Here is an 18976-nt window from a genome sequence, read left to right as displayed (position 1 = left end):
CATTCCCGGCCGCTGTAGTCGCCCATGCGCATCGAGCAGCAGCCCTCCTATGTATTGCATTCGCGGCCTTATCGCGAAACGTCTTTGCTGCTCGAATGCCTGACGCGCGATCACGGCCGCATCGGCGTGGTTGCGCGCGGGGTTCGTCGAGAACGATCGCGGCTTCAGCGAGCGCAACTCGAACCGTTCCAGCCCATGCTGCTCGACCTGCAGTTTCGGGGGGAACTGGCTACTTTGCTGGCAGCTGAGACCGTCGGCGTGTCGCAACGCCTGTCGGGCGATGCCGGCTTGGCCGGCCTGTATCTCAACGAACTGGTGGTGCGCCTGACAGGGCGCCAGGATCCAGTTCCCGAATTGTTTGACGCCTACGCGCGGACGCTGCCCCGTCTGGCGGGAACCGAACCGCTTGCCTGGACCTTGCGCCGTTTCGAGCGCGACCTGCTCGAAGCCATCGGCTATGCGTTGCAGCTCGAGTTCGAGGCGGAATCCGGCGAGCCGGTGGAACCCCGGCAGGATTATCGCTATCAGGCCGAGCAAGGGCCGTCGCCGTGCCGCACCGGGACCGTCCATGCCGTGCGTGGCAGCGATCTGCTGGCGCTTGCCGAAGACCGGCAGCCGGATGCCGCCGGCCTTTCAGCGCTGCGCGTGATGATGCGGGAGGTGATCCGTTTCCATTTGGGTGGCGGTGAACTGCACGCCTGGCACGTGCTGGGCGCCGCCCTTTCGCGGCGGTAGTTGCGCGTCAGCCCGTTTCTGCTTCGACGGCTTCAATGGTGGCCATCAATGCCTTGCGGAAGCGCGAAAGCGGCGCGAGTGATCCTGAGTGGCCAAGCTTGAGGTGACGTTGCAGCAAGGTGGCCTGTGTCGCCAGCGCCGTGGCCCCGCAAAAGCCGCAGGACGAGCGCAGGCGATGCAGTCGCTCGGCAAAGGACGACGGATCGTCTCGCAGGATGTCGAGGTCCTGGTACAGCCCGACGAGTTCTGCTCGCAGCAGGGCGCGCATGGCTTTCACCACTTCGGCGTCGCCCATCGTCGCCTCGGCCTGCGCATCGTCGAGCAAGGGCAATGCGGCGGCTCCCGCCTGCACCAGGGCGAGGATGCGCCGGAGGTCCGAGATATTGCAGGGCTTCTGCAAAACCTCGCTGAATTCGGCGGACAGCAGGCGTTGCCGCTCCGAGGCGTCCATGTCGGCACTGGTGGCCACGGCGGTGCAGTCGCTGGAGCGGGCGCCGGGGTCGTGGCGCAGCGCGGTCAGTACTTCCTCGGCTCCCGCTCCGGGCATGCGGCAATCCAGCAGCAGGAGGTCGAAAGGCTGGTCGTGCGCCAGGGCAATGGCCGCCGGGCCGTCGTTGCAGGCCTGGGCGTCGAGCCCGAGGCTGCGCAGGGCCTCGACAAGAAATAGGCGGCTGGTCGGGTCGTCGTCGGCCACCAGGGCGCGGACAGTTTCAGGGGCGCCGGAGGCGCGCGACGGGTCGCTGGAGGGCGTGTTGAACATGACTAGTCCGTGTCGTTCAGCTGGTTTTGGCAGAATGGCGCGTCATGCGCTCCACATCAAGCCACCTGTTGCTCAATCTCGGCGTCCTCCTGGGGATGTGTGCAGTGTTGCCTGCACGGGCGGACGTGGCCATCGGCGCTAAGGCGATGAGCGTTCCCGGCCTGAAGATGCAGGATCTGCAGACGCAGATCGGCGAGGACGGGCAAGGCGGGCTCAAGCTCACGCTCCGTGCGGCCAAGGCGGAAGTACCGGCGATGGGCTGGAAGCGCGTGGGCGTGAACCTGCAGGGCACGCTGCAGCGTGACGTCCATATGCGCTGGCTGTTCAACGGCAACGCACAGCTGGCCGGTGCGCCGGGCGGAGCCCTGGGCAACGCGACCGTGGCCATGGTCATCGATGAGGCTGCCAACACGCTGGAGATCGACCTCGCCCAAGGACAGGCGCAGGCCGGCGCGGCCTTGCCGCTCGATCAGCCCACCCACGCGCAAATCAGCCTCAAGGGCGTGCCCGTGGTGTGGCTGCAGGGATTGCTGGGCACGGTGTGGTCGGGCCGGGCCACGGCCGGCAAGCTGGATGCGGACATCGCGCTGGACACGGCAGACAAGGGCATCCAGGCGTCCGGCCAGTTCGCGCTGGCTGCTGCGGGCTTCGACACGCCTAGCGGCACATTGGCCGGCCAGGCCGTGAACGGCAACGGCCGCCTGAATATCGACAGCACCGCCGCGCCCGCCCGGATCGATCTTGACGCCAGCCTGCGTGGTGGCGAGGTTCTGCTCGGGCCGCTCTTCGCGCGTCTGCCCGACCATCCCGTGCAGTTGAGCCTGTCCGCCGCGACACAGAATGGCGCGGTGGATTTCACCCGGTTGCGACTGGCCGATGCCGATGCGCTGCAGCTGGACGGCAACATGGCCTTCAATGCCAAGGGCGATCTGCAGCGGATGAAGTTCGATCGCCTGCAGGCCCGTTTCCCGGCCGCCTACCAGCGATATGGGCAGGCCTGGCTTGCCACGTTGGGCATGCGCGACCTGCGCACCGAGGGCCAACTGAGCGGCACGCTGGACCTGGGCACCAATGGCCTGCGCAGTTTCGCCTTCGATACGGACGGCCTGGACCTGGCCGACAGCGAGGGACGTCTCACGGTGAAGGGCTTGCACGGCGGGCTGGATTGGGCGGCCGATGGCGACCGCCCGGCCACCACCATGAGCTGGCAAGGCCTGCAGGTTTATCGCATGAGCAGCGGCGCCGCGCAGGCTCACTGGCAGAGTCATGACGGTGCGCTCAGCCTGCAGCACGCGCTCGAAGTGCCGCTGCTGAACGGGCGCGCGCGCATCGGTGATTTCGAGTGGCGTCCGACGGCCGCCAAAGGACGCCGTCTCAGTACGTCGATGACCTTTGCCGGGATCGACATGGCAGCTTTCTCGCGCGCCATGGGCTGGCCGGAATTCCCGGGCACGCTTGGAGGCGCCATTCCCTCCTTGCGTTGGGTCGATGATCGTTTCGAGCTCGATGGTGGTCTTTCGGTGAGCGTGTTCGACGGCTTCATCGACATCACGCGCCTGGCCCTGCAAGGTCCTTTCAGCCCCAGCCCGGTGCTGACCGCCGACGTGCAGATGCGGCAGCTGGATCTGGCGGCGATGACCGGCGTATTCGACTTCGGCAACATCACGGGTCGCATGGATGGTTCGATCGACGAGTTGCGCCTGGTCAATTGGAGCCCGGTGGCTTTCAAGGCCAGCCTGCTGGCAGGCAGCGGTGGCCGGATCAGCCAGCGCGCGGTGAACAACCTGACGGCGGTCGGCGGCGGTGGCGTGGCGGCGGGCCTGCAGGGCGCCGTGCTGAAGTTGTTCAAGACCTTCGGCTACAAGCGCATCGGGCTCAATTGCACGCTGCAGGCATCGGTGTGCCACATGAGTGGCCTCGATAGCGACGCGGATGGCTACACTATCGTCGAAGGCAGCGGATTGCCGCGCCTGCAGGTCATTGGCCACCAGGCCCAGGTGGACTGGCCCACGCTGGTGCGACGTCTAAAGACCGCCATTGAAGGCAATGGACCGGAAGTCCACTAAGCACCCCCATCCCCGAAGGAGTCGAACATGCGCAAGCTCGTCTATGGAATGCTGACCATGGTGCTGGTCGCCCTGGTGGGGTGCGTCACCATCAATGTGTACTTTCCCGAAGCGGCTGCGCAGAAGGCGGCCGACCAGTTCATCGGCACGGTGATCGACAGCGCGCCCACGGCCGCACCCAAGGCCGAGCAGCCGCCAGCGCCGCCGAAGAAGGGCGTGCAGCCCTCGGCGATGCTGCTGGACCTGCTCGTTCCGGCCGCTTATGCGGCTGAAACACCGAACCTGCGCGTGCAGACGCCGACCACCGAAGCGATCCACGGCCGCATGCAGGAGCGCTTCCGCGGCACGCTGGCACCGTTGTTCGACAGCGGGGCAGTCGGCTTCACGCAGGATGGCCTGGTAGCTGTGCGCGACGCAGCCAAGGTGCCGCTGGACCAGCGTGCCGGCGTCAACGCGGCGGTGGCCGACGAGAACCGCGACCGCAATGCGCTTTACCGCGAAGTGGCCAATGCCAACAACCATCCGGAATGGGAAGGGCAGATTCGGACCACGTTCGCCAAGGGCTGGATCGAGCGGGCGCGTGCGGGCTGGTATTATCAGGACTCCTCGGGCGCCTGGAAGCAGAAGTAAGCCGTTCGCCCCATCCTTTGCCCGACTGGCGCGCCCGGGTCTCCTGACTCGGGCGTGCGCGTTTCTGGAAGACGCCGTACCCATGAATGAATTCCAAGCCACCATCACCGACCTCAGCCACGACGGCAAGGGTGTCGCCCGCCTCGACGGCAAGGCCGTCTTCGTCAGCGGTGCACTGCTGGGCGAAGAAGTGAAGCTGCGCATCCGCAAGCGTCATCGTCATTACGACGAAGCCGAGGTGGTGGAGCTGCTCACCCGTTCGCCGCATCGCGTCGAGCCGCGTTGCCGTCATTTCGGCCAGTGCGGCGGCTGCTCGCTGCAGCATCTGGATGCGGTTTCGCAAATCGAAGTGAAGCAGCGCGTACTGAAGGACAACTTCGAGCGCATCGGCAAGGTCGAGCCCGAGCTGTGGCTGCCGCCGCTTACGGACGAGCCCTGGGGCTATCGCCGCAAGGGACGCCTGTCGGTGCGCTCGGTGGCGAAGAAGGGACGCGTGCTGGTGGGCTTCCGCGAAGAGAGCAATCCGCGCTTCGTCGCCGACATCCAGCAGTGTGAAGTAGTGCATCCTGCGCTAGGCCCCAAGATCGGCCTGCTGGCCGAGCTGGTGGGCGGCATGGATGCGTCGAACGATATTCCGCAGATCGAGTTCGCCGCGGGCGATGACACCATCGCCCTCGTGTTCCGCCACATGTCCCCGCTGAGCGAGCGCGATCGCGATGCGCTGGTCGCGTTCGGCAAAGAGCATGGCTTTGCCATCTATCTGCAACCCGGCGGCGTGAGCAGCGTGCATCCACTGTGGCCCGAGCATCCGCGGCTGGCCTTCCGCATTGCCAGTGGCGACGATGCCATCGAAGACGTGGAACTGGAATTCCGCCCGCTGGATTTCGTGCAGGTCAACGCAGGCATGAACCAGCGCATGATGGCGCACACCATGGCGTTGCTCGATCCGCAGCCAGACGATCGCGTGCTGGACCTGTTCTGTGGCCTGGGCAATTTCACGTTGCCGATTGCGCGCCGCGTGGCCGAAGTCGTCGGTGTCGAGGGTGAGCACGGGCTGGTCGAGCGCGCCGCAGAGAACGCGGCGCGTAACGGCATCACCCACGCACGCTTCGAAGTGGCCAACCTGTTCGAAGACCAGCGCCACGCGGCGTGGGCGAAGCAATCGTGGGACAAGCTGCTGCTCGATCCGCCGCGCGCGGGTGCCGACAAGGTGCTGGAGTACCTTCCGCACAAGGACACCCGGCGTATCGTGTATGTGTCATGCCATCCTGGCTCGCTGGCGCGCGATGCGGGCATCCTGGTGCAGAAGCATGGGTTTCGCTTGAGCGCGGCCGGCGTGATGGACATGTTCCCGCACACCGCCCACGTGGAGTCGATCGCGCTGTTCGAAAGGTGATATTCGGGAGACATCATGGGTATTGAGATCGAACGCAAATTCCTCCTCGCTAGCGACGGCTGGCGCGACGCCGCCACGCATAGCGAACGTATCGCGCAGGGTTACCTGGTGAGTGCGCAGGCCTTGCGCGACGGCACGGCGCATGCCTCGGTGCGCGTGCGGCGTACCGGCGATCGCGCATGGCTCAACATCAAGTCGGCGCAGTTGGGCATCGAGCGCGCGGAGTTCGAATACCCGGTGCCGCTGGACGACGCGGAGCAGATGCTGGCCACGTTGTGTGACGGCGTGCTGGAAAAGATCCGTCATCACGTGGTCGTCGATGGCGTGCTATTCGAAGTGGATGAGTTCTTTGGTGACAACGCCGGGCTGGTGGTGGCCGAAGTGGAGCTTTCCTCGGCCGATGCCGCCTTTCCGCGGCCCGAGTGGCTGGGGCGCGAGGTGAGCCACCTGCCGCGCTACTACAACGTCAACCTGATCGCCCATCCCTACGCGCATTGGACGCAGGATGAGCGACACGCCGCGGGAGAACCCACGGCATGCTGATGATCGGCCTTGCGGGCACGGCGCTGGCTCCCGCCGAGCATGCGTGGCTCACGGCACCCGGCGTATCGGGCGTGGTGCTGTTCTCGCGCAACTTCGCCACGCGCGATCAGTTGATGGCCTTGATCGACGCCATCCGCGAGGTGGGTGGCGAAGACATGCTCGTTGCTGTCGACCAGGAAGGCGGCCCTGTGCAGCGTTTTCGCGAGGGATTTACCCGCCTGCCGCCGCTGTCGACCATCGGCGCGGCCTTTGACCGCGATGCGGAAAACGCGATCCGGCTCGCCGAGGAACACGCGTGGGTGATGTCCAGCGAACTGCGCGCCAGCGGTGTGGATTTCAGCTTTGCGCCGGTCGTGGACCTGGCGCGCGGCAACGCGGCGATCGGCCTGCGCGCTTTCCATGCCGATCCCGCCGTTACCGCGGAGTTGGCACAGGCTTACGTGCGTGGCATGCACCTTGGCGGCATGGCAGCCGTGCTCAAGCATTTCCCCGGGCACGGATCGGTGGCGGCTGATACGCACAAGGCGACGGCCATCGACGAGCGTTCCCTCGACGAGATTCGCCGCGATGACCTGCTGCCGTTTGCGGAAAGCCTGGCCGCGCACGCCGAAGCCGTCATGGTGGCGCACGTGGTCTATCCCGCGGTGGACGCCCAGCCGGCGGGGTTCTCCCGTCGCTGGATCGTCGACATCCTGCGTGGCGAACTGGGCTTCCAGGGCGCGGTGATCAGCGACGACATCAGCATGGCGGCGGCAGGGGCCGCAGGTGGCGTGGCGGCGCGCGTGAGTGCGCACCTCGATGCCGGTTGCGATCTGGTGCTGGCCTGTTTTCCCGATGTGGTGGACGAGGCCATTGCCGCCGTGCACGGCCGCGCCGCTGCGGCGCCGGAACGTCTGGCGTCACTGCGCGGTGCCGTGGCATCCACCTGGGAAGGACTTCTCGACAATCCACAGCGCGACCGTTTCATCGCGCGCATCACGGCGCTGCACGGCGCGGAAGGACAGGCAAGCGCATGACGAATCCAACCCCTTCGCTGGCAGCGGCCCTGGCCGATGCCGATCTGTTGTTCGACCGTCCGGCCCTGGAAACGGTCATCGCCGACATGGGGCGGCGCATCGATGCCGCGCTGGATGGCGAGCGTGCGGTGTTCCTTACCGTGATGAACGGTGCGCTGATCTTCGGCGGCCTGCTGGCGCTGTCGCTGCGTACCGACGTGGAATTCGATTACGTGCATGCCACTCGCTATCGCGGTGCCACTTCGGGCAGCGAGTTGCACTGGTTGCGCGAGCCCATCGCCGACCTGCGGGGCCGTACGGTGCTGCTGGTGGACGACATCCTGGACGAAGGCCACACGTTGAAGGCCGTCCGCGACGACTGTTTGCGCCGGGGCGCGCGCCGCGTGCTGGTGGTCAGCTTGTGCACCAAGCAGCACGACCGGCTGACCGATGGCATCGTGGCGGACTTCAACGGCGTCGAGCTGCCGGATCGCTACGTGTTCGGTTTTGGCATGGACTACCACGAGCAGGGCCGCAACCTGCCAGGCATCTACGCACTCAAGTAAGCATCGGGGAACGGCTGCATGAACATATTGGGCATTTCCGGCAGCTTGCGTCAGGCGTCCTTCAATAGCGCGCTGTTGAAGGACGCGCAGGAGCTAGCGCCACCGGGCATGAACATCCTGATCCATCGCCTGCACGAGCTTCCCTTGTTCGACCAGGACGTGGAGGAGCAGGGCGATCCGGCGCCGGTGGCCGCGTTCAAGGAGGCGATCGAGCACGCCGACGGCCTGCTGTTCGCCTGCCCGGAATACAACGGCGGCATCACCGGCGTACTGAAGAACGCCGTCGACTGGGCCTCGCGCATCGGCAAGTCGCGCAAGGTGGCCCCGCTCACCGGCAAGATGGTCTGCATCATCGGCGCCAGCCCGGGCATCACCGGCACGGTGCGTGCACAGGATCAATTGCGCCTCGTGCTTCGGCGTGCGGGTGCCCGTACCGAGCCGCAGGGCGACGTGCTGGTGTTCCAGGCGCATACCAAGATCATCGAAGGGAGGCTGGCCGACGAGCGCACGCGTGAGGCGCTTGGCCGGCACCTGCAAGGCTTCGCCGACTGCCTGGCCGCCGCGGCAAATGACATCTCATTGAAATAGGAAAGACCCGTGACTATCGATCTGGCCGTCATCGGCGGCAGCGGCTTGTACAACTTCCCCGGCCTGGAAAACGTTTCGCGCCACGCGATCGACACGCCGTTCGGCGCTGCCTCCGGCGACGTGGTGATCGGCGACTTCGCCGGACGACGCGTGGCCTTCCTGGCGCGACATGGCGAAAGCCATACCGTGCCGCCGCATCGCGTGAACTACCGCGCGAACCTGTGGGCCCTGCATTCGCTCGGCGCGCGCAAGGTCATCGGCGTCAATGCCGTCGGCGGCATTCGCAGCGACATGGGCCCGCGAGTAGTCGTGGTGCCCGACCAGATCATTGATTACACCCACGGTCGCTACACCAGCTTTTGCGATGTGGAGGGCGCCGAGGTCCGCCATATCGATTTCAGCGAGCCGTACACCGAATCGTTGCGTCGGCAACTGATTGCTGCCGCGGACAAGGCGGGCGTGGCGGTGATCGATGGCGGTTGCTATGGCTCTACCCAGGGGCCGCGACTGGAAACGCGCGCCGAGATCGCCCGGATGAAGCGCGATGGTTGTGACCTGGTGGGCATGACCGGCATGCCCGAGGCCGTGCTGGCGCGGGAGCTTGAGCTCGAATATGCCTGCCTTGCGCTGGTGGCGAACTTTGCCGCCGGTTGCGGGGACGAGGAGGAGATCAGCATCGAGGAAATCTTCGCCCATCTGGCCGCCGCCACCGCCGAAGTGCCCCGCATCCTCGGGGTACTGCTCAAAACGTGAGCAGCTGGCACGGTTTTGATCGTGCCAATCCATCCACCATATTGCGCTTTGACATCAAACATGTTGATACTTCCGCCGTGCCAGGGGCGGCGGACCAAGGGGTCAAGGTGGTTCAGCGCTTTTCCGTGGTGCATCCAGTCCATGATTCAGAGGTTCACGCAATGCGTTTCGGTACGGTCAAGTGGTTCAACGACGCCAAGGGTTTCGGCTTCATCGCGCCTGAGGACGGTGGGGAGGACGTGTTCGTCCACTTTTCGGCAATCAACTCCAAGGGCTTTCGCAGCCTGCAGGAAGGTCAGCGCGTGAAGTTCGAAGTCACCACGGGCCCGAAGGGCGCCCAGGCTTCGGGCGTCGAAATCGCTGGTTGATCTCGGCGAGCCGGCGCGTGCGCCGGTCATCGATGTAATTGGGAAGCCCCGCGTCGAAAGGCGCGGGGCTTTCCGTTTTTCCGACACACGAACACGGGAACACACATGGCAGACCGCAGAGATTTCCTGAAAGTCTCCCTGCTTGGCGCGTCGGCGCTGGCCATCGCGGGGAAGGCTGACGCTGCCGCGACGGCGCCGGGCAAGAGCGCCACAGGCGCACGCGTGATATCCACCTGGGACTTCGGCGTTGCTGCCAACCAGGCGGCGTGGTCGGTGTTGTCCAAGGGCGGACATGCGCTGGATGCGGTCGAAGCCGGCGCGATGATTCCCGAGGCCGACCTCAAGAACCATAGCGTGGGACGCGCGGGCTATCCGGATCGCGACGGTCACGTGACGCTGGACGCCAGCATCATGGATGCACAGGGCAATTGCGGCGCAGTGGCGGCGCTGGAACACATCGCCCACCCGATCCAGGTGGCGCGCCGCGTCATGGAGCGCACGCCTCACGTGCTGCTGGTGGGCGACGGTGCGTTGCAGTTCGCGCTGGAGCAAGGCTTCAAGAAAGAGGAGTTGCTGACGCCCGAGTCCGAGCAGGCCTGGAAAGAATGGCTGAAGACCGCGCACTACCAGCCATCGGCCAACAGCGAAGTTCGCGATTACGGCAAGACCGGCCTCCCGGGCGGCAAGGACAACCACGACACCATCGGCATGCTGGCCATTGACGCAAACGGTCAGCTGGCCGGCGCCTGCACGACCAGCGGCATGGCCTGGAAGTTGCGCGGCCGCGTGGGCGACAGCCCGATCATCGGCGCCGGCCTGTACGTCGATGGCGAAGTGGGAGCGGCTACGTCCACCGGCGTGGGCGAGGAAGTGATACGCAACGCAGGCAGCTTCCTGGTGGTGGAACTGATGCGACAGGGGCGCTCGCCGCAGGAGGCCTGCCAGGAGGCGGTGATGCGCATCGTCAAGAAGAAGCCGAATGCGTCCAAGGACCTGCAGGTCGGTTTCCTGGCCATGAATCGCCACGGCGAGGTCGGTGCATTTGCGATCCAGCCGGGCTTTTCCTATGCCGTGTGTGACGCGAAAAAGCAGGACGGCCTGCTGCCTTCCAGGAGCGTGTTCTGACATGCCGGCGTGTGTGCTCGAGGTTGCTGCCAATTCGCTCGACTCCGCGCTCGCCGCGCAGGCGGGTGGAGCGGGGCGCATCGAGTTGTGCACGGCGCTGGAACTGGGCGGCCTCACGCCCTCACACGGCGAGATCGCGCTGGTGCGCGAGCAGGTGCGGTTGCCGCTGTATGTGTTGATCCGTCCGCGTGCCGGCGATTTCCTCTATAGCGACGGCGAGCGGGCGACCATGCGCCGCGACATCGAAGCCTGCGCCGCGCTGGGTTGCGATGGCGTGGTGCTCGGCGCGCTCGATGCCGACGGCGACGTCGACATGGAAGCGTGCAGCGAGCTGGTGATGGCGGCCGGGCGCATGGGCGTCACCTTCCATCGCGCGTTCGATCTGGTGCGCGAGCCGATGCGTGCACTCGAAGACATCGTCGCGCTGGGCGCCGAACGCGTGCTCACCTCGGGCGGCAAGCCTTCGGCACTCGATGGCGTGCCACAGATCAAGGCGTGCATCGAACGGGCCGGAAGCAGGCTGACCGTGATGCCCGGCGCCGGCATCACGCCGGACAATATCGCCCGTCTCGCCGCGCTGACGGGGGCGCGGGAACTGCACGCGTCGGCCAAACGCGTGATTCCTTCGGGCATGCGCTACCGGGCAGCCGATGGGCTCGGGATGGACGGCGGCGAATGGCGCTCCGACGAGGAGCAGGTCCGTGCGCTCGTGCAGGCTTGGGCTGCGGTGTAGGCCTTTCCCTACACCTTAGGCCGGATTGAAGCGACAAGACGCCTGCTTACGCTCTGCAAGGTCTTTCGATCGAGGGTAAGTTCATGCGCTGTCCGCGTCTTGTCCCGCTGGTTCTTGCCGGCCTGCTCGCCGGCTCCGCCATCGCCCAGTTGGCGCCGCCGCCTGCGCCGCCCCAGCGACCCGTGCAGGACACCTATTTCGGCACCACGCTCACCGACCCTTACCGTTACATGGAGAAGGTGGACGACCCGCAGGTCATCGACTGGCTGAAGGCGGAGGGACGCTACACCGGCGCCGTGCTCGGCTCGGTGCCAGGACGCGCGGCGCTTCTCAAGAGCGTATCGCAGATGTCCGGCTCGTTCGCCATCGTGAGCCAGGTGCAGCGGATGAATGGCGTGCTGTTTTACGAGGAGCGCGCCGAAGGGTCGGACAACTTCGACCTGTGGACGCGCGCTGCCGATGGCCGGGCGCGCAAGCTGATCGATGTCGCCGCGCTGCGCGCATCGCATGGCGGCCGGCCGTATGCCATCAACTATTTTTCGCCTTCGCCCGATGGCGCCAAGGTGGCGGTGGGCATCTCCGAGGGCGGTTCGGAAGACGCCTCGCTCTACGTCTACGACGTCGCCAGCGGCAAGCAGGTGGCCGGCCCGCTGGAGTTGGCGCGGTTCGGCGTGACCGGGTGGACGGACGACGGCCAGAAGCTCTTCGTCATGCAGCAGGCGAAGCAGCCGCCCGGCGCGCCGGAGAAGGACAAGTTTCTCAACGTGCGCAACGTGGTGTGGGACATGACATCCGCGCCCGTGGCCCTGCTGGGTGGCAACGTGCCGGGCAAGGTGAAGTTGCCGCCGGAGATGTTTCCGTTTCTGCTGACGCGCCCCGGCGCCAGCACGGCAGTGACGGAAGTGCAGAACGGCGTGCAGAACGAGCTTGCACTATGGACCGTGGCCGCCTCGCGTGCCGCTGATCCGACAGCGCCGTGGGTTTCGCTTGCCAGCGCCGATGACGGCATCACAGCGGTGGACATGGTCGGCGATCGCATCTTCCTGCTGTCGCACAAGGACGCGCCGACCTTCAAGGTGCTCGCGTTGAAAGCGGGCGAGCCGCTCTCTTCGGCGAAGACGCTGGTGGCCGCGCAGCCGGGACGGCTGATCGAAGGCATCGCCGCGGCCGCTGACGGTGTTTACGTGTATGCACGGCGAGGCGTGTACTCGGAGTTGTTCAAGGTGCCGCTGGAAGGCGGCGCCGAGCAGGCCGTCGCGCTGCCGTTCAAGGGGTCGGTGGCCGAACTTTCCACCGATCCGCGCGTGCTTGGCCTGGTGTTCCGGCTGGAAAGCTGGGTGACGCCACCGACGATCTTTGCGTACAGCCCGGACACGAAGCACCTGGCGGACCTCAAGCTGGGCCGCGTGCCGAAGAACTTCGATGCATCCCGCTACGTGGTGGCCGGACTGTCGGCCAAGGCCAGGGACGGCACCGCGGTGCCACTCAGCTATGTGGAGCTGAAGAACGCGCCGCACCCGCAGCTGCTGTTGCTGTACGCATATGGTTCGTACGGCATGTCCCAGTTCCCGTTCTTCAGTCCGCGCTGGGCCAGCGTGGTCAGCAACGATATCGGCCTGGCCGTATGCCACGTGCGTGGTGGTGGCGAGCTGGGCGAAGCGTGGCGCCTGGGCGGCAAGGATGCGAACAAGCCCAACACCTGGCGCGACCTGATCGCCTGCGGCGAAGGGCTGGTGTCGCGCGGCTACACCACGAAAGACAAGCTCTTCATCATGGGCGGCTCGGCGGGCGGCATCACCATGGGGCGCGCGATGGAGGAGCGGCCAGACCTGTTCGCCGGCGTCATCGACATGGTGCCCGTGTCCAACACCGTGCGACAGGAATTCTTCTCCAACGGCGTGCCGAACATTCCCGAGTTCGGCACCGTGAAGAACCAGGACGGTTTCCGCAACCTGCTGGCGATGGACAGCTACTTCAACGTCAGCGACAAGGCGCAGTACCCGGCCGTGCTTATCACCACGGGGCTCAACGATCCGCGCGTGCCTTCGTGGGAACCGGCAAAGCTGGCCGCGCGTTTGCGTACGACAGGCTCGAAGGCGCCGGTGTTGTTGCGCGTCGACGAAGCCGCCGGCCATGGCATCGGTTCGACGCGTTCGCAGAACGACGAACTCTATACCGACGTCATCACCTTCATCCGCTGGCGCGGTGGCATGGCCGGCTGGCAGCCGCAGGCGCTCCCTGGAGGCGCCAGCGCGGCGGGTGCGGGCAAGTAGAGGTTCGAGGTCAGGTAGTGAACTGCAACCGCGCCAGCTCGGCATAGAGACCGCCTTCGGCCAGCAGGCTATGGTGCGTGCCCTGCGCCACGATGCGGCCGCCGTCCATCACCACGATGCGATCGGCGCGCTGCACGGTGGCAAGGCGATGCGCGATGACCAGCGTGGTGCGGCCCTTCTCCAGTCGTTCCAGTGCCTGCTGGATGGACGCCTCCGATTGCGCGTCGAGCGCCGAGGTGGCTTCATCGAGCAGCAACAGCGGGGCATCGCGAAGAATGGCGCGGGAGATCGCGATGCGCTGGCGCTGGCCGCCGGAAAGACGCACACCGCGTTCGCCCAATTCCTCCTCGTAGCCCTTGGGCATGACGCTGATGAATTCATGCGCCTCGGCGGCACGCGCGGCCTCGCGCACTTCGTCATCACCGGCGTCCTGGCGGCCGAAACGGATGTTGTCCGCCGCGGTGCCGCCGAAGATCACCGTTTCCTGCGGCACCAATGCGATGACGCCGCGCAACTCGGGTAGGGCGAGTGCCCGCAGATCGACGCCGTCGAGCGTAATACGGCCTGTCTGCGGATCGTAGAAGCGCAGCAGCAGCGCAAACACCGTGCTCTTGCCAGCGCCCGAGGGGCCAACGAGCGCCACGGTTTCGCCCGGGCGAATCGAAAGATCGAATTCGTGCAGCGCCGGTGCATCGCGACGCGTCGGGTAATGGAACGACACGCTGTCGAAGCGCAACGCACCTTGCACCGGCTTGGCCAGCGGCGTGGGCTGCGGGGGGCTGGTGATCTCGGCGCGCTCCTCGAACAGCTCGCCAATGCGCTCCATGGCGCCGGCCGCGCGCAGCACGTCGCCCCACACCTCCGAAAGGCCTGCCAGCGAGCCAGCCGCGAAAAATGCATAGAGCACGAACTGGGTGAGCACGCCCGTGCTCAGTGTGCCGTTCAACACGTCGCGCGCGCCGGCCCACAGCACCAGCGTGATGGCGCCGAAGAACAGCACGATCACGGTGGCGGTGAGCATGGCGCGCATGCCGATGCGCTTGCGCGCCGTGGCCAGTGCGCGGGTGATGGCGGCGCCGTAGCGCGTGCTCTCGATATCCTCGCGCGCATACGCCTTCACCGCCGGCGCGGCGTTGAGTGTTTCGTTGGCGATGGCTGCCGTGTCGGCAAGGCGGTCCTGGCTGGCGCGCGAAAGCTTCTGCACGCGCCGGCCAAACACCAGGATGGGCAGCATCACGGCGGGAATCACCAACGCGGTGAGGCCGGCCAGGCGAGGACTGGTCAGGGCCATCATCACCGCGGCACCTACCAGCATGACGGCGCTGCGCAGCGCCACCGAAATGCCCGAGCCGATCAAGGCCTGGATCACTTCGGTATCGGTGCCCAGGCGCGAGATGAGTTCACCCACGCGGTTGCGCTCGAAGAAGCCGACATCCAGCCGGATCACGTGCGAATAGAGCTTCGCGCGCAGCGATGCCAGCGCGCGTTCGCCCAGCAGGGTGATGCAGTAGTAGCGGGCAGCGGTGGCGAAGGCCACCACCAGCGCCACGGCGAACAGGCCCACGAAGGTGGCATTGATCGCCGTGGCGTTCGAGTTCACGAAGCCCTGGTCGATGATGTGGCGAAAGGCGATGGGCAGCACCAGCGTGGCCGACGAGGACAGCCCCAGGAACAGCAGCCATCCCACCGCGAGCTTGCGGTGCGGTTTGACGAAGGGCCACAGCCGCAGCAGTGTGCCGAGGCGTCGGTTGGAAGGGGGCGTGGTGGCGCTTTCGCTCATGGAAGGGCTTCTGTATGGCGCAGGGGCGCTACCTAGGTGGGGCGGCGCGGCCGGTATATCAATCCAGCCGGCGCGCCTCGTGGCGCCCGCGGCTGATGTCGGTGACGCGGGCCTGCGCTTCGGCGGCACGCGGCTCGGGCAGCTGGATTTCCATGTCCACGCCGTCGGCGCCGAAATCCTCGCGCGTGATGTCGGCATCCAGTTCGCGCAGGCGGGCCTTGAGCAGGGCCAGCTCGGCGAAATCACAACGCAGGGCGAGGCGGGCCATGGCCACGATCGGCAGGCGCTCGGCGCGTCGCAGGCATTCGGCCGCGGTACCGCCATAGGCGCGCACCAGTCCGCCCGCGCCCAGCTTGATGCCGCCATACCAGCGCGTCACCACGACCACCGCGCGATCGATGCCCTGGCCCTCGATCGCCTGCAGGATAGGGCGGCCCGCGGTGCCGCCGGGTTCGCCGTCATCGTTGAAGCGATAGTCCTGGCCGATGCGGTAGGCCCAGCAGTTGTGCGTGGCCGCTGCATCGCCCACGTCGCGGATGAAAGCGAGCGCTTGCTCGGGCGTCTGCACGGGCGCGGCCTGCGCAAGGAAGCGGCTTTTCTTGATGTCTTCGCTGTGCTGGCATGGCGCGGCGAGCGTGTACAGCGTGTCACTCATGGTCGGGCAACTGTTGCCTCAGGTCGTCCGGCACGGCGATATCCGGATGCGCCTGCCGGAAAGCGGCGAGGCGTTGCAGGGCTTCGTCTCGCCGCTGCTGCACAAGCAACTGACGGATCTTGTCCAGTTCCTGCGTCGGCGTATCGCGAGGATCGATGGCCGTGGCGTCCGTGGGTGCCGTCATTCGTGCAGCAGGCCCGGCCATGGTTTTCATGGTCATCGCACTGCGTGCGCCGGCATAGTTCGATACGTCTGCAGCGGGGGCCGGCTGCATGGGCGCGGGAGCGGGAACAGGCGCGGCCTGCGGCACGGCGGCCACTTCCTGTGCCACGGGCGCTTCAGCGACCTCAGCTGGAGCGGTGGACTTGGCGGCCAGCGCGGGTTCTTGTACCCGTGGCTTGAGCGCCGCGCGCAGGGACTCTCGCGGCTTGGGTGATTCGGGTGTCGTCACGGGCGCATGGGTCTGGGCGACGACGAGTTCATCCATGGCGGGCGCGGCGTTGGTGGCAACGCTGCTCGTGCTCGTGCTTGTCGATGGCGCGAGCGTGATGGCTTGTGCCGGCGCGGAACGTGCAGCAGGCGTCGGCTGCTGTTGCATGCGCCAGCCAAGCCCCACCGCGACCACCAGCACCGCAGCGCTGGCGGCCGCCACGGGCCAGCGTGGCACGTGCCGTCGAGGCGGTGCGGCCGCACGGGCGGCGTGCTTCACCGTTTCGTCCAGCGCGCGCGAGGGCTCATGCGACGGCAGGCTGCGGTACAGCGCCTTCAGCTCGTCTTCGCCGGGCAGGGCGTTGTCGTCGTGGTCGTGGGTATTCATTCGGCCAGTTGCTCGCGCAATCGATTCATGGCGTAGCGCAATCGGGATTTTGCCGTTTCGCGCCCCACGCCGGTGACTTCGGCGATCTCCTCCACGCTCAGGTCGTTCTCCAGGCGCAGCAGCACGGCGGTGCGCTGCTCGTCCGGCAGGGATTCGATCGCGCGCTGCAGGCGACGGCGGCGCTCGAATTCGGACAGGACGTGCTCGGGCTGCTCGTGGTCGGGCATGGCCACGCGCTCCAATATCTGTTCTGCCTCCTCGCCCGTGGCGATCGGTCGGTGGCGCCGATAGCTGTCGATCAGCAGGTTGTGTGCGATCTGCAACAACCAGGTACTGAATTTCGCCTGCGGCGTGTAACGGGCGCGTGCAGCGACCACGCGGCTCCAGGTTTCCTGGAACAGCTCCTCGGCCAGCCGCGTGTCACGGGCGCTGCGCAGCAGGAACCGGTAGAGCGTGCCGCGGTGGCGCGCATACAACGCGTCGAACGCCGCCGCATCGCCCTGCGCATAGGCAAGCATCAACGTTGCGTCATCGTCCACGGAGGCATCCATGGGCGGGGAGGTTAAGCCAAAGCGCCGCCCGGCGGCAGCGCCCCGGACGACATTCGTTGATGGCCGGGAAGATGGCGAGGCGGGCCGGGCACTCGTGCAGGTTTCCATGGAGATGGAACGCACCAGGCTCGCCGGAGGGGTTTGGCGTGCAGGGCAGGGCATCCATGCATCTGGCGTCGCCAGCGATAAAAGCTCGTGGATCAGCTGCGATGACGTGCTGCCGGCAAGCCTTTGAAGGTTGGTCGTGAGCCGAATCTACGGGTGCCCAGGGGTCGTTTTCGTCCCCGGGTTGCCCTGCAGCGCAACCTCTACGTCGTTTGGCCGATAAGAGCCCGCTTTCACGACACGATGCTTCGGCCTAGAGTTGGCCGCTGACCGAGCGCTGCCGGTCCGGGGAATCTCAAATCAAAGGGGAGACATGAAGATCTGCGCGATGTCCACGCGGTTGGCGGCTTGCCTGTTGTTGGGCCTGATGTTCTCTTCCGCATATGCCCATGGCGCCGGCACGCCTGGCGACGGCCAGTCCAACGCCAAGCTTCCCGCCAAGGCGGAAGCAGAGGCCAAGGCATCGATGGAAACCATGCAGATTCCCAGCCACGGCGCGCTGATGAATGCACTGGTCTATGTGGCCGCAGGCGCCGGACCGCACCCGGTGGTGATCCTGTTGCACGGCTTTCCCGGGAACGAGCGAAACCTGGATCTTGCACAGGACATGCGGCGCGCAGGATGGGACGTTCTCTACTTCAACTATCGAGGTTCGTGGGGCACTCCCGGGAATTTCTCCTTTGCGCACGGCATCGATGACGTGGCGGCAGCCATCGCCTATCTGCGCAAGCCCGAAAACGCCCGGCGACTGCGGCTGGATCCTTCGAGGATCGTGCTCGTGGGCCACAGCATGGGTGGCTTCATGACCGTCCAGGCCGCTGCCGCCGATCCAGCCATCAAAGGCATTGCGATGATTTCGGCGGCCGATATGGCTGGCGAGATGGAGCACATGCAGTCCCAAGACTCACCGGCGGACGCCGTGAAGAAGATGAGCGCCGGGCTGGCCGAGGAAGGCATGGCACCGCTCAGTGGATGCACGCCCGATAGCCTGGCACAGGAGCTGTCAACGCACGCTTCCGCCTGGGCATTTCGCACCAAGGCCCAAGCCATCAAGGATCGCCCCGTGCTCGTCATGACATCGGACGATGGCCTGGCGCCCGCCGACGACGCCTTCGCCGCCGCGCTTCGCCAGGCGGGCAATACCCAGGTGACCAGTCATCACCTATCGACCGACCACGCGTACTCCGACCAGCGCACGGAACTCTCGCGTGCGGTATTGGAGTGGCTGGCGGGGTTCAAGTAGCCGGCAGTCATGTCCAGAAACGTCCTCCTGCGTGAGCTACTTCCGCTCTCGCAGTCGGGGAAATTGGTGTGTCGCGGCTTTGGTTGTCAGCGTTAGTAGTCCCGCTCCTGACCGGCATCCGGAATTGGTTGGGCAAGATTGAGTAGGTCCGCCTCCGACTGCGGTTTCAGCCGGTCGTTGCAACGAATTGATGAAATCGTTCGGCCGGTGTTTCGAAGTTTAGAGTCTTTCTCGGCCTTCCGTTCAAACGCCTGGCCACGGCATTGAGTTGCGCTTGCGTAACCCCGGAGAGAT

Annotated in this window: 19 protein-coding genes and 1 pseudogene; 14 read left to right on the top strand and 6 right to left on the bottom strand. The window is 66.1% G+C overall.

The features are described from left to right. The first annotated feature begins 24 nt into the window (after positions 1–24). A complete protein-coding gene (recO, locus tag VFG49_RS10535; protein WP_324860205.1) occupies positions 25–735 on the top strand; it encodes a DNA repair protein RecO in 711 nt (236 codons plus the stop codon). Between the two features lie 7 nt (positions 736–742). Here the strand turns inward: recO and VFG49_RS10530 are convergent, their stop codons facing one another. Continuing rightward, the gene (locus tag VFG49_RS10530) at positions 743–1495 is read right to left on the bottom strand and encodes a response regulator (RefSeq protein ID WP_324860203.1); all 753 of its coding nucleotides are present in this window, start codon (positions 1493–1495) and stop codon (positions 743–745) included. A gap of 44 nt (positions 1496–1539) precedes the next feature. Between VFG49_RS10530 and VFG49_RS10525 the strand changes: the two genes are divergently transcribed. The 12 genes from VFG49_RS10525 (at position 1540) to VFG49_RS10470 (ending at position 13531) form a co-directional block, all read left to right on the top strand. Continuing rightward, the gene (locus tag VFG49_RS10525; RefSeq protein WP_324860201.1) at positions 1540–3561 is read left to right on the top strand and encodes a hypothetical protein; all 2022 of its coding nucleotides are present in this window, start codon (positions 1540–1542) and stop codon (positions 3559–3561) included. 27 nt (positions 3562–3588) lie between these two features. Next, complete coding sequence (locus tag VFG49_RS10520; RefSeq protein WP_324860199.1) at positions 3589–4191, top strand: YdbL family protein; 603 nt, start codon at positions 3589–3591, stop codon at positions 4189–4191. A gap of 82 nt (positions 4192–4273) precedes the next feature. Next, complete coding sequence (rlmD, locus tag VFG49_RS10515; RefSeq protein WP_324860197.1) at positions 4274–5587, top strand: 23S rRNA (uracil(1939)-C(5))-methyltransferase RlmD; 1314 nt, start codon at positions 4274–4276, stop codon at positions 5585–5587. Between the two features lie 15 nt (positions 5588–5602). Beyond that, a complete protein-coding gene (locus VFG49_RS10510) occupies positions 5603–6130 on the top strand; it encodes a CYTH domain-containing protein (protein ID WP_324860195.1) in 528 nt (175 codons plus the stop codon). Then, the gene (gene nagZ / locus VFG49_RS10505; RefSeq protein WP_324860193.1) at positions 6124–7146 is read left to right on the top strand and encodes a beta-N-acetylhexosaminidase; all 1023 of its coding nucleotides are present in this window, start codon (positions 6124–6126) and stop codon (positions 7144–7146) included. Before VFG49_RS10510 ends, nagZ begins: the two co-directional genes overlap by 7 nt. Further along, positions 7143–7691 carry a hypoxanthine-guanine phosphoribosyltransferase gene (locus tag VFG49_RS10500; protein ID WP_324860191.1) on the top strand — a complete coding sequence of 183 codons (549 nt, stop codon included), beginning with the start codon at positions 7143–7145 and terminating at the stop codon, positions 7689–7691. The genes nagZ and VFG49_RS10500 overlap by 4 nt, the downstream gene beginning before the upstream one ends. Positions 7692–7709: 18 nt before the next feature. Next, a complete protein-coding gene (locus tag VFG49_RS10495; protein WP_324860189.1) occupies positions 7710–8279 on the top strand; it encodes an NADPH-dependent FMN reductase in 570 nt (189 codons plus the stop codon). A gap of 9 nt (positions 8280–8288) precedes the next feature. Beyond that, positions 8289–9032 (top strand): S-methyl-5'-thioinosine phosphorylase, encoded by a 744-nt coding sequence (locus tag VFG49_RS10490; protein WP_324860187.1) that lies wholly within the window; start codon positions 8289–8291, stop codon positions 9030–9032. Positions 9033–9193: 161 nt separating this feature from the next. Further along, positions 9194–9400, top strand: coding sequence for a cold-shock protein (locus VFG49_RS10485; RefSeq protein WP_026633225.1), 207 nt, complete (start codon positions 9194–9196; stop codon positions 9398–9400). 105 nt (positions 9401–9505) lie between these two features. Further along, entirely contained in the window at positions 9506–10525 is a 1020-nt protein-coding gene (locus VFG49_RS10480; RefSeq protein WP_324860185.1) for a N(4)-(beta-N-acetylglucosaminyl)-L-asparaginase, read from the top strand. A gap of 1 nt (position 10526) precedes the next feature. Next, a complete protein-coding gene (locus tag VFG49_RS10475) occupies positions 10527–11258 on the top strand; it encodes a copper homeostasis protein CutC (protein ID WP_324860183.1) in 732 nt (243 codons plus the stop codon). Positions 11259–11341: 83 nt separating this feature from the next. Continuing rightward, positions 11342–13531, top strand: a complete 2190-nt coding sequence (locus tag VFG49_RS10470; RefSeq protein ID WP_324860181.1) for a prolyl oligopeptidase family serine peptidase — start codon at positions 11342–11344, stop codon at positions 13529–13531. Between the two features lie 10 nt (positions 13532–13541). Here VFG49_RS10470 and VFG49_RS10465 read toward each other — a convergent pair whose 3' ends face one another. The 4 genes from VFG49_RS10465 to VFG49_RS10450 are packed head-to-tail and all read right to left on the bottom strand — an operon-like array spanning position 13542 to position 17334. Then, on the bottom strand, positions 13542–15311 hold the full coding sequence (locus VFG49_RS10465) for an ABC transporter transmembrane domain-containing protein (protein WP_324860179.1): 1770 nt from the start codon (positions 15309–15311) through the stop codon (positions 13542–13544). A 58-nt stretch (positions 15312–15369) separates the two neighbouring features. Continuing rightward, positions 15370–15966: a YigZ family protein gene (locus tag VFG49_RS10460; RefSeq protein WP_324860177.1), complete on the bottom strand. Its 597-nt coding sequence runs from the start codon at positions 15964–15966 to the stop codon at positions 15370–15372. Further along, the gene (locus VFG49_RS10455) at positions 15959–16783 is read right to left on the bottom strand and encodes a hypothetical protein (RefSeq protein WP_324860175.1); all 825 of its coding nucleotides are present in this window, start codon (positions 16781–16783) and stop codon (positions 15959–15961) included. Before VFG49_RS10455 ends, VFG49_RS10460 begins: the two co-directional genes overlap by 8 nt. Continuing rightward, complete coding sequence (locus VFG49_RS10450) at positions 16780–17334, bottom strand: RNA polymerase sigma factor (protein WP_324860173.1); 555 nt, start codon at positions 17332–17334, stop codon at positions 16780–16782. The genes VFG49_RS10455 and VFG49_RS10450 overlap by 4 nt, the downstream gene beginning before the upstream one ends. 418 nt (positions 17335–17752) lie before the next feature. On the opposite strand from VFG49_RS10450, the gene VFG49_RS10445 reads away from it, so the two are divergent. Then, the gene (locus VFG49_RS10445; protein WP_324860171.1) at positions 17753–18682 is read left to right on the top strand and encodes an alpha/beta hydrolase; all 930 of its coding nucleotides are present in this window, start codon (positions 17753–17755) and stop codon (positions 18680–18682) included. Between the two features lie 166 nt (positions 18683–18848). On the opposite strand, the pseudogene VFG49_RS10440 reads toward VFG49_RS10445, so the two are convergent. Then, positions 18849–18976 (bottom strand): annotated as a pseudogene (locus VFG49_RS10440) (IS30 family transposase); the annotation flags it as partial.

The organism is Dyella sp. (assembly GCF_035685885.1).
GTDB lineage: Bacteria > Pseudomonadota > Gammaproteobacteria > Xanthomonadales > Rhodanobacteraceae > Dyella.
The sequence above is the reverse complement of the archived record's forward strand: the minus strand, read 5'-3'. Positions and strand labels throughout refer to the sequence as shown.